We start from the raw sequence: 16,349 nt of genomic DNA, 5'->3' as shown, positions 1-16,349 counted from the left end.
AGAAAGGCTTTAAAAACTTGTATTCTGTCTTACAGCCTGGCAAAATATACGGACTGTAAATGAATAACCGACGCTTAACGCGCCGGTTATTTTTTTTGCACAAAAAAACGAAGCCAAAGAGGCCGGCTCAGCCGGACTGATACACACTGACAGTGTTTTTGAGGAAATAAAGATGGGGCAACACTTCATTACGCCGGCCGCAGCCGGTAAACATCTGCGCGACGACTACGGCGCAGCGGCAGCCGTCACCTTCACGCCTGCCTGCTTTACCTTCCCAAATCAGAACAACGCTCGCATAAAGCGAAGTTTCCCTGTGGTTCAACCCAGAAAGGTTGATGCTATGGGGAGGCTGAATCATGTCGCATAATTCCCAGACCGCCGCGCCGCGCGCGCACCTGAAAAAAACGCTGACTCTGATGCCTGTAGTGATGATGGGCCTGGCTTATATGCAGCCAATGACCCTGTTCGATACGTTCGGCATCGTTTCCGGCCTCACAGACGGTCACGTAGCAACCGCCTACGCCTTCGCGTTAATCGCGATCCTGTTTACTGCGCTGAGCTACGGCAAGCTGGTTCGCCGCTTCCCGTCTGCCGGCTCGGCCTATACCTATGCCCAAAAAGCCATCAGCCCGCACGTCGGCTTTATGGTGGGCTGGTCCTCGCTGCTGGATTACCTGATCATGCCGATGATCAATATCCTGCTGGCGAAAATCTATTTTGAAGCGCTGGTGCCGGGTGTCCCGTCATGGATATTCGTGGTGCTGCTGGTTGGTTTTATGACCCTTTCTAACCTCAAGGGCATTAAAACCGTCGCCAATTTCAACAGCATTATCGTGGTGCTGCAAATGGCGGTCATGGTGGCGATTACCGGTATGGTAATTTACGGCGTGTCCCATGGCGAAGGGGCCGGCACCCTGACCAGCAGCAAGCCGTTCTGGTCTGAGCAGGCGCACGTGGTGCCTATGATCACCGGCGCGACCATTCTGTGCTTCTCGTTCCTGGGCTTTGACGGCATCAGTTCGCTGTCGGAAGAAACCAAGGATGCGGGTCGAGTGATCCCGAAAGCGATCTTTTTGACCGCCCTGATTGGCGGCGTGATCTTTATCGTGGTTTCTTACTTCCTGCAGCTTTATTTCCCGGATATCTCGCGCTTTAAAGATCCGGACGCGTCGCAGCCGGAAATCATGCTCTACGTGGCGGGTAAAACCTTCCAGTTCGGCATTCTGATTTTCTCCTGCATCACCGTGCTGGCTTCCGGCATGGCGGCGCACGCGGGCGTTTCCCGCCTGATGTATGTGATGGGGCGTGACGGCGTGTTCCCGGAGCGCTTCTTCGGCTATATTCATCCGAAGCTGCATACGCCAGCGCTGAACGTATTGTTGGTAGGCGCTATCGCGCTTTCCGCCATTACCTTCGACCTGGTGACGGCGACGGCGCTGATCAACTTCGGCGCGCTGGTGGCCTTCACCTTTGTTAACCTTTCGGTGATCTCGCAGTTCTGGATCCGTGAAGGGCGCAACAAGACGCTGATGGACAACATTAACTTCCTGCTGCTGCCGCTGTGCGGCGCGCTGACGGTGGGGGCGCTGTGGATCAATCTGGAAGAAAGCTCGATGATCCTCGGCCTGGTCTGGGGCGCAATTGGCCTGGTCTATCTGGCCGTGGTGACGCAGCGCTTCCGCAAACCGGTGCCGCAGTACACCGAAGAGCCGATGTAACCCAGCCCGCATTTAGCGTGGTGATGGGCTAAAAAGAAGGGCGCGGTTCTGTGAACCGCGCCCTTTTTAATTGCCGCTGCCCGTAGCCGAAAAATCAGGAAACCAGTTCGCGAGCGTAATCAAACAGCGCTTTCAGCTGCGTCATCTTCGCCTTATCGCCGTCGTACTGATTAAACAGCATCTCCAGCTCCTGCACATAGTTCTGCACGCGTTCCGGGCTGAGCGCCTCACGGCGATGCTGCAACCAGCGCTTTTGCTCGGCCTCATCCAGCGTGCCGGGGAAGTTGCGCGCCCGAAAGCGGAACAGCAGCTTCTCAATACGCTTATCGTTAAAGGTCAGATCCAGCGCGGGCAGGTTTTCCGGCGTCGTTTGCCGGATGATATTCATGGCGCTGCGATCGGCATCGCTGAAAAAGCCGTCGTAGAGCTGGGCGTCCACATCGTCAGAAGCCACAAACGGCTCCGCTTCCGCATAGAGCGCCACCACTTTTTCACGCGCCTCCGGGTGCTGACGCAGCAGCGCCAGATTATCCAGGCAACGCTGACGATCGATCCCCAGACGCTCCGCATCTTCCGGGCGTAACGTATTGGCCGGTGCGACGACCGGACATTTATTGATATGCACCAGCTTGATCGGTACGGGGGCGGCATCGCCCAAATCTTCCCGGCGCGTGTAGAGTCTTTCACGCAGCGCATCGGCATCCAGCGCCAGGAGCGGAGAAATATCCTGGGCCAGATCGCAGGTAATCAGCGCGTTTTTATTGGTGGGATGCCAGGCGAGCGGGGCGATCCAGCTGGTATTGCCGCGCTGGGCGCCAAACATGCCGGAGATGTGCATCAGCGGCTTCATCTGCGGTATATCGATAAGCGTCATAATCTTCTGCTTGTTGCGATGGCTGAACAGAAAATCATACAGGCGCGGCTGCTTCTCTTTTACCAGCTTTGCCATAGCGATGGTCGCGTAAACATCGGACATCGCATCGTGCGCGTTTTCGTGCGCCACGCCGTTGGCTTTGGTCAGATGTTCCAGGCGAAAGCTGGGAAAGCCGTCGTCATTTTCCGGCCACTCGATACCTTCCGGCCTCAGCGCGTAGCAGGCGCGCATCACGTCCAGCAAATCCCAGCGGCTGTTGCCGTTCTGCCAGCTCCAGCCGTAAGAATCGTAAAAGTTGCGGTAGAGCAGATTGCGCGTGACCTCGTCGTCGAAACGGATATTGTTATAGCCGACGATGCAGGTATTGGGCTCGCTAAACAGCTGGTGAATACGCTGGGTGAAAGCGGCCTCGTTCATGCCTTTGGCTTTCGCCAGCTGCGGCGTAATGCCGGTGATCATCACGGCTTCCGGCTGCGGCAGATAGTCGTCCGCAGGCTGGCAGTAGAACACTTCCGGTTCGCCAATAATGTTAAAATCCATATCGGTGCGGATGCCGGCAAACTGCGCAGGGCGGTCCAGCGATGGGCTTTTCCCGAAAGTTTCGTAGTCGTGGAAAAGGAACGTAGGTTGATTGCTTTCGTTTTTCACTGTTTATCTCTGTCCACTTCTGTTTGTTAACTTCCTGAAAACGCAGCGCTCAATCTGATGCTTGCGGTCTTATACGTTCAGTCATATTGGTTGAAGTAACCTCAAACTCTTCAATGAAGATAATCTTCACACCCATGCGTGCAGAACCGCGCCCGTAGCGATGCCTGTCCTGACGCCTTTAATGGTAAACCATATTGCGGCTGCCAAAAAGCGGCAGGAGGTTACGCGCTCCTTCCGGTTCTTTTTCTGCAAAGCGTAGCCACTTTCTTATAGAGATCAGGAGGCGGTTTACCTTCCCTAATCTTAATATTTTCTTGCACTTTTTTAATACGTTACGACGGCGGATCCCGTACAACAGGCTGTTTTTTTCCAGTCTATTGAGGATTTACCGTTGAAGAAGCGTCAGCTTGCAAGTATCAGCCTGGTTCTGGCCGTGGTCGCCGTAGCCCATGCTGAAGATAACCCCTTAGCTTTTCCCCTGACCGCGCCCGCTATCGACGCCGCTTCCTGGGTGCTGATGGACGCCACGACCGGACAGGTGCTGACGCAGGGCAATGCCGACGAACGCCGCAATCCGGCCAGCCTGACCAAGCTGATGACGGGCTACGTGGTGGATCGTGCTATCGACAGCAAGCACATCAGCCGCGACGACATGGTCACCGTGGGTAAAGATGCCTGGGCCGCCGGTAATCCCGTGTTTAAAGGGTCTTCGCTGATGTTTCTTAAGCCCGGCGAGAAAGTCTCGGTACGCGATCTGAGCCGCGGCGTCATTATCGATTCCGGCAACGACGCCTGCGTGGCGCTGGCGGATTATGTTGCGGGCAGCCAGGCCGCTTTTGTCGAGCAGATGAACCAGTATGTGGTTAAGCTTGGCCTTAAAAACACCCATTTTGAAACGGTCCACGGCCTGGATGCGCCGGGACAGTACACCACGGCTGGCGATCTGGCTAAGCTGTCGCGCGCCATTATCTCCGGCGAGCCGGATTTTTATCAGATGTACAGCGAGAAATCGCTGACGTGGAACGGCATTACCCAGCAGAATCGTAACGGTTTGTTATGGGATAAAACGCTGCACGTCGACGGCCTGAAGACCGGCCACACCGAAAGCGCGGGTTTCAATATCATTGCTTCCAGCGTGGACGGCCAGCGCCGACTTATCGCCGTAATCATGGGCGGCAAAAGCCCTAAAGGGCGCGAAGAGCAGGCGCGCAAGCTGCTGATCTGGGGACAGAGCAATTTTGATACCGTGCAGCTGTTCCATGCTGGTAAAGAGATCGGCCATGAGAATGTCTGGTACGGCAATCCGCATCAGGTAGCCGTAGGCAGCGATAAGGATGTTTATCTCTCCTTGCCTCGTGAAGACGTCAAAAAAATCAAGGCCAGGTACGTCATTGACCGCAAGGATCTTGAGGCGCCGCTGAAGCTGCATGAGCAGGTCGGCACTATCCAGCTGGTGGATGGCGACAAAGAGCTGGCTTCTTACCCGTTGGTGACGCTGAAACCGGTGGAAAAAGCGGGCGTGATCACTCGCATTACTGACTACATCAAACGCAAGCTGTAACCCCTGATGGCGATCCGCAACGGGTCGCCATTTTGCCTGTTTGTTGAGCTGCTGTTGCACCACTGTTATCGTGAGACGGCAATACGCAAAAAAGCGGGCGAAGCCCCGCAGGGCAGGGTATGATGCCGGAAAATAGCCCGCCCCTGGAGAAAGTTTTGCGTCCCGACAAGCCGCTATCGGCCTTTGAATTCACCCTCTATCGTAACTATCGCACGGTGCACGGCATTCGCATCGCGCTGGCGTTCGTGCTGACGTTTCTGCTGATCCGCCTGTTCTCTATCCCGGAAGGCAGCTGGCCGCTGATTACGCTGGTGGTGGTGATGGGGCCGATTTCCTCCTGGGGTAACGTCTTTCCGCGTGCGATCCAGCGCATCGGCGGTACGATATTCGGCTCGGTTTCGGGGCTGATTGCGCTCTGGCTGGAGCTGTGGTCGCTGCCGGTAATGCTGGCCTGGTGCACACTGGTGATGTTTTTATGCGGTTTTCTGACGCTGGGCAAGCACCCTTATATGGCGCTGCTGATCGGCATTACGCTGGCGGTGATCTGCGGCGGCGCGCCGGGCGATATGACCATGGCGCTGTGGCGAGGCGGCGACGTGATCCTGGGTTCGGTGCTGGCGCTGTTTTTTACCAGCATTTATCCGCAAAAGGCCTATACCCACTGGCGCATCAAGCTTTCCGATTCCCTGCTGGAAACCGCTAAAATTTACCATGCCGGCTGTTCACCTAACCTGGTGGACAAGCCCCGGCTGACGCGCCCCCTGCAGCGGCTGCTGACCGGCGTGGTGAAAATGCGGTCGCTGATCGATCCCGCCAGCAAGGAAACGCGTATTCCACGTTCGGTTTTTGAAGGTATTCAGACGCTGAACCGCAATATGGTCTGCACGCTGGAGCTGCAGCTGAACGCCTGGTGGTCCTCTCGCGAAAGCCACCTGATAATGCTGAACGCGCCTACGCTGAGGCGCACCCAGCAGATGACGGAAAATACGCTGCGCGCGCTGTCAAAGGCGATAGTGGCGGGCAGCACGGACCAAATCTCCGCCAACAGCGCGGAGCTGGCGGAAATCACCCGCGAGCTGCGGCAGCTGATCAAAGCCTCCAACAGCGACGAGCTGGTGGAAACGCCGATCCACGGCTACGTCTGGCTGAGTCTGGAGATGGCCGCGCAGCTGGAAAGGCTGTCGGATCTGATGCGTCTGGTGCTGCGTAAATAAACGATTAATAACAACTTACTGCGAAAAGCGCCGGTTCGCGCTAAGATAACGCCAGTCCGACTCTACAACTAATCGCCTCGACAGCGGTTCGCCGCTACGCTGAGCGCAATGATAATAATGCCTGCCTTGCAGGCCTGAACAGAAGGTGTTTCCATGGAAAATGCAAAGCAATCCTTTCAGGACGTACTGGAGTTTGTGCGGATGTTCCGTCGTAAGAACAAGCTGCAGCGTGAAATCCACGATATTGAAAAGAAAATCCGCGACAACCAGAAACGCGTGCTGCTGCTGGATAACCTGAGTGAATATATCAAGCCTGGCATGAGCGTCGAAGCCATTCAGGAAATTATCAGCAGCATGCGCAGCGATTACGAAGATCGCGTTGACGATTACATCATCAAAAACGCCGATCTTTCCAAAGAGCGCCGCGAGCTTTCCAAAAGGCTCAAGGCGCTGGGCGAGCCTAAAGCGCAGTAGCCAGGGCTGGAGAACCAAAAAAGGCGATCGACGATCGCCTTTTTCGATCTTACAGGGCACGGCGCTATCCGCAGGGGAAAATCACTTTTCTCCGGAAAAGACTTTGCATATCAGAGCGCCTTTTACCATCATCAGTAGAGTCTTCTCCATTTCTGGCAGGCAGCACTTTGCAAATATTCCGTATTTCTCCGTTAGAGGCCATCAGGCGTACGCCCTGGTATCCCAAAAGACGTTCTTATCGGGTTCTGTTCTGGCGAGAAATCACGCCGCTGGCGGTACCGATCTTTTTTGAGAACCTTTGCGTGCTGTTGATGGGCGTGCTGAGCACTTTCCTGGTGAGCTGGCTGGGCAAGGAGGCGATGGCGGGCGTCGGGCTGGCCGACAGTTTTAATATGGTCATCATCGCTTTTTTTGCCGCTATCGATCTGGGTACCACGGTGGTGGTCGCCTTCAGCCTGGGCAAGCTTAACCGTGAACGGGCCCAGGCGGCCGCCCGCCAGTCGCTGGTGCTGATGACTATTTTCGCCGTGCTGCTGGCAATAGGCATTGAGTTTTACGGCGAGTGGATCATCAATCTTATCGCCGGTAACGCAGAACCGCGGGTAAAAGAGATGGCGCTGATCTATCTCAATATCACCGCATGGAGCTATCCGGCCGCCGCGATTGCGCTGATTGGCTGCGGCGCGCTGCGTGGCGCGGGCAATACCAAGATCCCCATGCTGATTAACGGCGGCATGAATATCCTGAATATTATTTTCAGTACGGTGCTGATCTACGGCTGTTTCTCCTGGAAAGGGATGGGCTTTGTTGGTGCCGGACTGGGGCTGACCATCGCCCGCTATATCGGCGCGGCGGCGGTAATTTATGTGCTGGCTATCGGCTTCAATCCGCGCCTGAAAATCACGCTGAAAAGCTATTTCACCCGGCTCAACACCAATATCCTGATGGAGGTGCTGAGCATCGGCGTGCCCGCCAGTATTGAATCGGTGCTGTTCAACGGCGGCAAGCTGCTGACGCAGGTTTTTGTCGCGGGAATGGGCACCGACGTGATCGCCGGTAACTTTATCGCCTTTTCCATTGCCTCAATGATCAACCTGCCGGGCAACTCCCTTGGCTCCGCCTCAACCATTATTGTCGGCACCCGCCTGGGCAAAGGACAGCTGAAGCAGCCGGAAAGGCAGCTGCGGCATATTTTTTGGCTTTCAACCATCGGGCTGTGCGCGCTGGCGGCGTTGACGGTGCCTTTTGCGGGCATTCTGGCTTCGTTTTATACCCGCGACGAGGAGGTTATCCACGTGGTCAAAATCCTGATCTGGCTGAACGCGCTGTTTATGCCGTTCTGGGCCGCATCCTGGGTTTTACCGGCGGGGCTGAAGGGCGCGCGCGACGCCAGGTTTACCATGTGGGTTTCGCTGTTGGGCATGTGGGGATGCCGCATTGTGGCGGGCTACGGACTGGGCGTGGTACTCGGCTTTGGCGTGGTGGGGATCTGGCTGGGCATGTTTCTGGACTGGATTGTCCGTGGTATCTTCTTCTACCGCCGCATGACCAGCGGACGCTGGCTGTGGAAATATGCGCCCCGGCAGGAGCCGGCCGCTCAGGATTTGGCGCTGTCAAAAAAATAACCGGAAATCACCATGCAATCGCCTACTTCCGCCGGGTCGGAATCGCTGTTTCACCATCGCTCTTTTGTCGCTTTCTGGCTGGCCCGCACCAGCTCCAGTTTCGGTTTTCAGATGCTCTCTATCGCGGTCGGCTGGCAGATTTATGCGCTTACCGGCCGCGCCTTCGATTTAGGCTTAATCGGGCTGGCGCAGTTTCTGCCGGCGGTGGTGCTGGCCTTGCCGGCAGGGCACGTTGCCGATCAGTTTGACCGTCGTCGCGTCGTATTACTGGGGCAGTTTACCGAACTGCTGGCGATTGCCGCGCTGGCGGTGCTGACGCTCATGCACCTGACCAACGAGCTGGTGATCCTGGCGCTGATTTTCGTGCTTTCCATCGCCAAAACGTTAGAGGCGCCGTCGCTGCAGTCCATGCTGCCCGCGCTGGTGCCGCCCTCAATACTGGCGCGGGCGACGGCCGCCAACGCCGCATCGATGCAAACGGCTTCCATGCTTGGCCCGGCGCTCGGCGGCTTTTTATACGTTGCCGGGCCGCAGGCGGTCTATATCACCACTGGCGTACTCTATCTTATCTCCGTCGTGATGGTCAGCCGCCTGCGCTACGACCATGCGCCGCCGCCGCGCACGCCCGCCACCTTCGCCAGCGTCTTTGCCGGGGTGAAATTTATCCGTAACCGGCCGGACGTGCTGGGCGTCATTTCGCTGGATCTGTTTGCGGTACTGCTGGGCGGGGCGACGGCGCTGCTGCCCATTTTCGCCAAAGATATTCTGCATACCGGGCCGTGGGGGCTGGGCCTGCTGCGCGGCGCGCCAGCGGTTGGCGGCCTGCTGGTCGGCTTCTGGCTCAGCCGTCGTTCGCTGGAGCGCAACGTCGGTAAAATCATGTTTGCCTCCGTAGCCGGTTTCGGCGTGGCGACGCTGGTGTTTGCGCTCTCTGAAGAGCTGTGGCTGTCGCTGCTGGCGCTGTTTGCGCTGGGCGGGTTCGATATGGTCAGTATGGTGATCCGCGGCTCGCTGGTGCAGCTGGATACGCCGGATGAGATGCGCGGACGCGTCAGCGCGGTTAACTCTATTTTTATTAATACCTCTAATCAGCTTGGTGAATTTGAGTCGGGGATGCTGGCAGCCTGGCTGGGCGCGGCGCCGGCGGCGGCAGTCGGCGGTATTGGCACGCTGATCGTGGTCGGCCTGTGGATGGCCTGGTTCCCGAGCCTTCGCAAGCGCCAGCGGCTGCACGATCCCGTTTCTTCTTCCTGATCCCACCCTTAATAAGCGCCGTTAATGATTAACGGCGCCGTTACCGCTTTTCTCCCCCTCGTTTTTTTCGCCAGGCTGGCCGCGCCGATAGGTTATCGACAGCCTGTTTTTTCCGTGGTCGCTTCCTTTTTTCCTTATCTTTTCTGCGGGTTAAGACCAAGCGGTACGTCTCGACGGTCTGAAAAACGTGATGATTTCTTATTGCAAATGAAAACCATTATCAATAAAATCGACGCCTTGCAGTTCCTGTTTTCATGGCACTAATGATGGAAGATGATGATATGACAGGCGGTTGGGATAGCGACGCGCAGGCGAGCTGGCAGCACAAGCTGAGCCTGGGGTCGCCAGCGGTCGTGACGGAAGGTGACATCTGCACCGTCACCTTTTACTGGCGGGATCCCGCCGGAACGGAACAGACTTCGCCGGTGCGCCGGGTATGGATTTATATCACCGGCGTCACCGATCATCACCAGCAGCGCGCGCCGCAAAGCCTGCAACGCATCAGCGGCACGGCTATCTGGCAGTGGCAGGTTCGGCTAAATGCGGGCTGGCGAGGCAGCTACTGCTTTATCCCTTCCGTAAACGAAAATGATTTTCCCCCCGAGGCGCTGCAAAGTCCGCCGGACCGCGCGGCGCTGCGCGAAGGCTGGCGCAGGCTGCTGCCGCAGGCGATAGCCGATCCGCTTAATCCCCATACCAGCTGGCGAGGCGGACGCGGCCATCCCGTCTCCGCGCTGCATCTGCCGCAGGCGCCTGTGCAGCCGGGTTGGACAGAGCGCGTTGAGTTCGCTGCGCCGTGCTGCCTGACGTGGGAAAGCAAAAGGCTGGGCAATCAGCGGCGGGTATGGCTTTTCACCACTGGCGAAAGCCAGCCGGAACAGCGCCCGCTGGCCGTGCTGCTGGATGGCCAGTTCTGGGCGGAGCAGATGCCGGTCTGGTCTGCACTGCAGGCGCAAACCGATCGCGGTCAGCTGCCACAGGCGGTTTATCTGCTGATTGATGCCATCGACACGCAGCATCGCGGCGAGGAGCTGACCTGCAATCCCGACTTCTGGCTGGCGGTCCAGGAAGAGCTGCTGCCGCTGCTTGCGCAGCACGCGCGCTGGCGCGACGAACCGGTGACCACCGTGGTGGCCGGACAGAGCTTCGGCGGTCTTTCCGCCCTCTATGCCGCGCTGCACTGGCCGCAGCGTTTCGGCTGCGCGCTCAGCCAGTCCGGCTCTTTCTGGTGGCCGCATCGCCAGCGCACCGGCGAGGACGGCTGGCTGACAGAGCAGCTGATGCAGGGCCGGCTCAGCGTTGCGCCGCTGCGCATTTATCTGGAAGCGGGCCTGCGCGAACCTGTCGTTTTGCAGGCTAACCAGCGCATTTATCCGCTGCTGCAACGGGCCTGCCCGACGCTGCACTATCGCCTTGTTGACGGCGGCCACGACGCGCTGTGCTGGCGAGGCGGCCTGATTAACGGGCTGACCACGCTGTGGCAGTCTGTCCCTGCTAAATCCGGAGTTTCCGATGGAACAGAGTAATCCTTTCGATCGCCCTGAGGGGCCGTTTTTCGTGCTGCAAAATCATCTGGGCTACAGCCTGTGGCCAGCCCACTGCGCCCGGCCCGCTGGCTGGCAGCCGGCGTATGGCCCGGCGACGCAGCACGAATGCAACGACTGGCTGGCGCGCTGGCAAACGCTGACCCCGGCCCATTTTGCGGCGGGAGTCACAGCGTGAAAAGTGAAATGAGCGAGGCGCTGATGCATAAAGTGCAGCAGCAAATGATGCCGCTGGTAGCGGCGCAGTCCGGTATCTGGATGGCGGAACAGCTTTCGTCACAGGTAAACGCCTGGAGCGTGGCGCACTATGTGGAGCTGAACGGCGCGTTGAATGAGCCGCTGCTGCGCAAGGCCGTGGTGTGCGGGATGCAGGAGGCGGACACGCTGCGGATGCGCTTTACCGAAAGGGACGGCGTGCCGATGCAGTGGGTCGATGCCGACGCTGACTTTACCCTGCCGGAGTGCGTCGATCTGCGCCACGAGGCCGATCCCGCAGCGGCGGCGCTGGCGCGTATGCAGCAGGATCTGGATCAGGATTTGCGCATCAGCAGCGGCAGTCCGATCTACCGTCATATTCTTTTTCGCCTGAGCGAAAGCCGCTGGTACTGGTATCAGCGTTTTCATCATCTGGTGGTGGACGGCTTCAGCTTTACCGCCATCACTCGTCGCATTGCGGAGATTTATACTGCGCTTTGCACCGGCAGCGAGCCGAAGCCTTCGCCTTTCGTCCCTTTCAGCGACGTGGTGGAGGAGTACGATCGCTATAGCGCCTCCGCGACCCGCCAGCGCGATGCCGCCTTCTGGAAAGAGCAGGCGAGCCAGCTGCCGATGCCCGCCAGCCTGTCGCCGCTGCCGCTGAACGGACAAAGCGCCACCACGCATCTTATTCGTCAGCATTTGCAGCTGAGCCGCGAAGATTTCCGCGAGCTGCGGGCGCAAAGCCAGCTCAGCGCGTCGGAACTGGCGCTGGCGCTGGTTGCGGTGTGGCTGGGCCGCCTCAGCGCGCGGGCGGAATACAGCGCGGGCTTTATCTTTATGCGCCGCCTGGGATCGGCCGCGCTGAGCGCCACCGGGCCGGTGCTCAACGTGCTGCCAATGGCGATACGGCTCGATCCTCAGGCCACGTTGCCACAGCTGGCGGAGGCGCTGCAGCAGCAGTTGAAAAAAGCGCGCCGCCATCAGCGCTACGACGCGGAGCAAATCCAAAGGGATATCGGCCAGCTGAGCGAGCCGCTGTTCGGCCCGGTCATTAACCTGAAAATGTTTGACTACCGGCTGGATTTTGCCGGTATCGAAGGCGTGACCCACCAGCTGGCTTCCGGCCCGGTACGCGATCTGGAAATCGCGCTCTACCCGGACGAAGAGGGCAACGTCTCGCTGGAAATCCTGGCGAACGCGGAGCGCTATCAGGCGGAAACGCTGCGTGAGCATCTTGCCCGCCTGCCGCTGCTGCTTAGCCAGTTCGCGGGCCATCCGACGTTGACCTACGCGCAGGCGACGCTGCTGCACCCGCATGAGGAAAAGCGGCTGCGGCAGATTAACGATACGGCGATCGAGGTACCGCAAACCACGCTGAGCAGCCTGATTATGGCGCAGGCGCGGCGCACCCCGGACGCAGACGCGCTGGCGGATGACCAGCATAGTTTTACCTACCGCGAGATGCGTCAGCAGGTAACGGCGCTGGCTCAGGCGCTGCAAAAGCGGGGCGTGCAGGCGGGCGACATCGTGGCCGTGGCGCTGCCGCGTTCGGTATTTTTGTCGCTTGCCCTACAGGCCATTGTGGAGCTGGGCGCCGCCTGGCTGCCGCTGGATACCGGCTATCCGACCGATCGGCTGAGCATGATGCTGGAAGACGCTAACCCGCGTCTGTTAATCACCACCGAAGAACAGCTGGGCCGCTTTGCGCAGCTCGAAAATCTGCAAAGCTTCTGCTACCACCAGCCGTTGCCGACAGTGGATCTTGCGCCTGCTCAGGATCTGTCACGCCCGTACCATACCGCCTATGTGATTTATACCTCCGGCTCAACCGGACGGCCAAAAGGCGTCATGGTCGGCCAGCAGGCGATCGTAAACCGCCTGCTGTGGATGCAGGACCACTATCGATTGACTACCGACGATGTAGTGCTGCAAAAGACGCCGTGCAGTTTTGACGTCTCGGTCTGGGAATTTTTCTGGCCGTTTCTGACTGGCGCGCAGCTGGTGATGGCGCCACCGGAAGCGCATCGCGATCCGCAGGCGCTCCAGGCGCTGTTCAGCCGTTACGGTGTCACAACTACGCACTTCGTTCCTTCCATGCTGGCGGCGTTTGTCACCGCGTTAACCGATGACGAGGCCGTGGCCCACTGTGCTTCTTTACGGCGGGTATTCTGTAGCGGCGAGGCGCTGCCGACCGATCTCTGTCGCCAGTGGCAGGACAAAACGGCCGTGCCGCTGCACAATCTTTATGGCCCGACCGAAGCGGCGGTGGATGTGAGCTGGTATCCGGCCTACGGCGAAGCGTTGGCCAACGTAACGGGCGCAAGCGTGCCGATTGGCTATCCGGTCTGGAACACCGGGCTGCGCATCCTGGATGGCAATATGCAGCCGGTGCCGCCGGGCATTGCGGGCGATCTCTATCTGACCGGCGTGCAGCTGGCGCAGGGCTATCTGGCGCGAGCCGATTTGACCGCCAGCCGTTTTATTGCCGATCCGGAAGGCGAGGGCGCAAGAATGTACCGCACCGGCGACGTGGCGCGCTGGCTGGAGAACGGCGCGGTGGAATATCTGGGCCGCAGCGACGATCAGCTTAAGATCCGTGGACAGAGGATCGAGCTGGGCGAGATCGATCAGGCGCTGCTGTCGCTGGATAACGTGGCGCAGGCGGTTACCCATGCCTGCGTGCTCGGCAACGCCAGCGCGGGCGGCGGCGATCAACGGCAGCTGGTGGGCTACGTGGTGGCCGCGTCCGGCGAACTGGATACGGCCGCGCTACGCGAGCAGCTTAGCGATCGCCTGCCCGCGCACATGGTGCCGGTGGTGCTGGTGCAGCTGGCGGCTTTCCCGCTAAGCGCTAACGGCAAGCTGGATCGCAAGGCGCTGCCGCTGCCACAGTTGGCCCACGCCGCAGGTCGCGCGCCGGCAGATGGTGTGGAAACCGTGGTGGCCGAAGCCTTTGCCCGCCTGCTGGACTGCGAGATCCGCTCGGTTAATGATGACTTCTTTGCCCTCGGCGGCCATTCGCTGCTGGCGATGCGGCTGGCGGTCGATCTGCGTCGCCGTCTCGACAGACCGGTGACGCCGGGGCTGATTATGGTGGCGTCCACCGTCGGCGCGCTGGCGGAAAAGCTGACGCGGCAGAGCGAAGAAGAGGCGAGCCGCGCGGGCATGGAAACCATCCTGCCGCTGCGGCGTTCGCACGGCCCCACGCTGTTTTGCTTCCATCCGGCCTCCGGCTTCGCCTGGCAGTTCAGCATTCTGCAACGCTATCTGGACGCGCGCTGGTCGCTGATCGGCATTCAGTCGCCGCGCCCGCACGGGCCAATGCAGCAGGCGGAAAATCTTGATGAGCTTTGCGAGCGGCATCTGGCCACGCTGCGCGAGCAGCAGCCGCACGGCCCTTACTATCTGCTGGGCTATTCGCTGGGCGGCACGCTGGCGCACGCTATCGCGGCGCGCCTGCAGGCGCAGGGCGAAAAAGTCGCCTTCCTGGGGCTGCTGGATACCTGGCCGCCGGAAACGCAAAACTGGTCACGGAATAACCAGCTGGATGCCGAAGTGCTGGCGGAAATCGACCGCGAGCGTGAAGCCTTTATGGCCGCCCAGGCGTCGCTGCGCGAGTCGCTGGCGGCCTCGGCCAGCCAGGCGCTGTTTGGCGCTATCGAAGGCAACTACGGCGATGCGGTCAGGCTGCTGGCGACCGCGAAAAGCCGCCGCTTCGTCGGGGAAGCCACGCTGTTCGTCGCGCAGAAAACGCTGAAGCCGGGGCAGGATGCGCACACCGCGTGGGCGCCATGGCTCGACGCGCTGCAAACCTTCCCGGTGGAATGCGCGCATGTGGATATTATTTCGGCAGAGGCGTTTACCCATATCGGCCCACGCCTTAACCAACTGCTGGATCGGGCAACACAATGAAAAAACAGACCTTTATGCTCAGCCTCAGCCTGCTGAAGACGCACCCTGATTTTCGGGCGGTGTTTATCGCCCGCTTTATCTCTATCCTGGCGCTGGGCCTACTTGGCGTCGGCGTGCCGGTGCAGATCCAGCAGCTGACCGGTTCTGCCTGGCAGGTAAGCCTGGCGGTCACGCTGACCGGCGCGGCCCTGTTTACCGGTTTGATGCTGGGCGGCGTGCTGGCGGATCGCCACGAGCGTCGGCGGCTGATCCTGTTCGCGCGATCGACCTGCGGGCTGGGCTTTATCGGCCTGTGCGTCAATGCCGCCATGCCGTCCCCGTCGCTGACCGCCATCTACCTGCTGGGCATCTGGGACGGCTTTTTCGGCGCCATCGGCGTGACGGCGCTGCTTGCCGCCACGCCCGCGCTGGTGGGCCGTGAAAACCTGATGCAGGCCGGGGCGATCACCATGCTCACGGTCAGACTGGGCGCGGTGATCTCGCCGATGGTGGGCGGCGTGCTGCTCGCAGCGGGCGGCGTATTCTGGAACTTCGCGCTGGCGGCGGCGGGCACCTTTATTACGCTGATCCCGCTGCTGCGTCTGCCGTCGTTGCCGCCGCCGCCGCAGTCGCACGCCAGGCCGCTACGGTCGCTGGCGGAAGGCTTTACCTTTCTGCTCGGCCATCGTCTGATCGGCGGCGTGGCGCTGGTGGGCGCGCTGCTGACCATGGCGACGGCGGTACGCGTGCTTTATCCGGCGCTGGCCATTCGCTGGGAGCTGAGCGCGCAGCAGATCGGCTTTCTCTATGCTGCCGTACCGCTCGGCGCGGCCGCAGGGGCGCTGACCAGCGGCAATCTGGCACAGCATCCGCGTCCGGGCAAGGTGATGCTTTTCACCGCCGTCGCCGCTTTCGTCGCGGTAGGGCTGTGCGGCCTGATGCCTTACTGGGAGGCGGGCGCGCTCTGTCTGATGCTGTTCGGCTACCTGAGCGCCCTGAGCGCGCTGCTGCAATACACGCTGATCCAGACGCTGACGCCGGACGCGATGCTGGGCCGTATCAACGGCCTGTGGACGGCACAAAACGTGATGGGTGACTCGCTGGGCGCGCTGCTGCTGGGCGCGATGACCACGGTGATGCTGCCCGCCACCGCCGCCAGCAGCAGCGGCCTGGGGCTGGCCATCGTCAGCCTGGTGCTGGCCGCCGCCTTCGGTTCGCTCCGACGCTATCGCCAGCCCGCGCCCGCTTCGCCGGGAGAAAGCGTAACTGAATAACATCGGGTTTTAGTCCTTCCTTACCTGCCCTGGCGGCAGGTAATGCTGCCAAATGATGCTAATAACGGCGCAAA

General features: G+C 59.8%; 11 protein-coding genes. 10 read left to right on the top strand and 1 reads right to left on the bottom strand.

Going from position 1 to position 16,349, the window contains the following annotated elements:
• Positions 1-356 precede the first annotated feature (356 nt).
• Positions 357-1,718, top strand: coding sequence for an APC family permease (locus QZH36_RS13495; protein WP_301730440.1), 1,362 nt, complete (start codon positions 357-359; stop codon positions 1,716-1,718).
• Between the two features lie 94 nt (positions 1,719-1,812).
• On the opposite strand, the gene sbcB is transcribed toward QZH36_RS13495, so the two are convergent.
• On the bottom strand, positions 1,813-3,240 hold the full coding sequence (sbcB, locus tag QZH36_RS13490) for an exodeoxyribonuclease I (protein ID WP_301730439.1): 1,428 nt from the start codon (positions 3,238-3,240) through the stop codon (positions 1,813-1,815).
• Between the two features lie 391 nt (positions 3,241-3,631).
• Between sbcB and dacD the strand changes: the two genes are divergently transcribed.
• From dacD to entS, 9 genes are all read left to right on the top strand, one after another.
• The gene (gene dacD / locus QZH36_RS13485; RefSeq protein ID WP_301730438.1) at positions 3,632-4,801 is read left to right on the top strand and encodes a serine-type D-Ala-D-Ala carboxypeptidase DacD; all 1,170 of its coding nucleotides are present in this window, start codon (positions 3,632-3,634) and stop codon (positions 4,799-4,801) included.
• A gap of 155 nt (positions 4,802-4,956) precedes the next feature.
• Positions 4,957-6,015, top strand: coding sequence for an FUSC family protein (locus QZH36_RS13480; protein WP_301251164.1), 1,059 nt, complete (start codon positions 4,957-4,959; stop codon positions 6,013-6,015).
• A gap of 153 nt (positions 6,016-6,168) precedes the next feature.
• Positions 6,169-6,489: a DUF496 family protein gene (locus tag QZH36_RS13475; protein WP_253460215.1), complete on the top strand. Its 321-nt coding sequence runs from the start codon at positions 6,169-6,171 to the stop codon at positions 6,487-6,489.
• A 167-nt stretch (positions 6,490-6,656) separates the two neighbouring features.
• Positions 6,657-8,114 carry an EmmdR/YeeO family multidrug/toxin efflux MATE transporter gene (locus QZH36_RS13470; protein ID WP_253460217.1) on the top strand — a complete coding sequence of 486 codons (1,458 nt, stop codon included), beginning with the start codon at positions 6,657-6,659 and terminating at the stop codon, positions 8,112-8,114.
• Between the two features lie 12 nt (positions 8,115-8,126).
• Positions 8,127-9,368 carry an MFS transporter gene (locus tag QZH36_RS13465; RefSeq protein ID WP_253460220.1) on the top strand — a complete coding sequence of 414 codons (1,242 nt, stop codon included), beginning with the start codon at positions 8,127-8,129 and terminating at the stop codon, positions 9,366-9,368.
• A gap of 263 nt (positions 9,369-9,631) precedes the next feature.
• Positions 9,632-10,894 carry an enterochelin esterase gene (fes, locus tag QZH36_RS13460; RefSeq protein WP_301730437.1) on the top strand — a complete coding sequence of 421 codons (1,263 nt, stop codon included), beginning with the start codon at positions 9,632-9,634 and terminating at the stop codon, positions 10,892-10,894.
• Positions 10,881-11,090, top strand: a complete 210-nt coding sequence (locus QZH36_RS13455; protein WP_125288080.1) for an MbtH family protein — start codon at positions 10,881-10,883, stop codon at positions 11,088-11,090. Before fes ends, QZH36_RS13455 begins: the two co-directional genes overlap by 14 nt.
• Positions 11,091-11,098: 8 nt before the next feature.
• Positions 11,099-15,022, top strand: coding sequence for an enterobactin synthase subunit F (locus QZH36_RS13450; RefSeq protein ID WP_445235130.1), 3,924 nt, complete (start codon positions 11,099-11,101; stop codon positions 15,020-15,022).
• Positions 15,019-16,275 (top strand): enterobactin transporter EntS, encoded by a 1,257-nt coding sequence (entS, locus tag QZH36_RS13445; protein WP_253460226.1) that lies wholly within the window; start codon positions 15,019-15,021, stop codon positions 16,273-16,275. Before QZH36_RS13450 ends, entS begins: the two co-directional genes overlap by 4 nt.
• Positions 16,276-16,349 lie beyond the last annotated feature (74 nt).

It is taken from the genome of Erwinia wuhanensis (assembly GCF_030484085.1).
In the GTDB taxonomy this organism is placed as follows: domain Bacteria; phylum Pseudomonadota; class Gammaproteobacteria; order Enterobacterales; family Enterobacteriaceae; genus Erwinia; species Erwinia aeris.
This window is presented reverse-complemented; position numbering and strand designations above follow the sequence as displayed.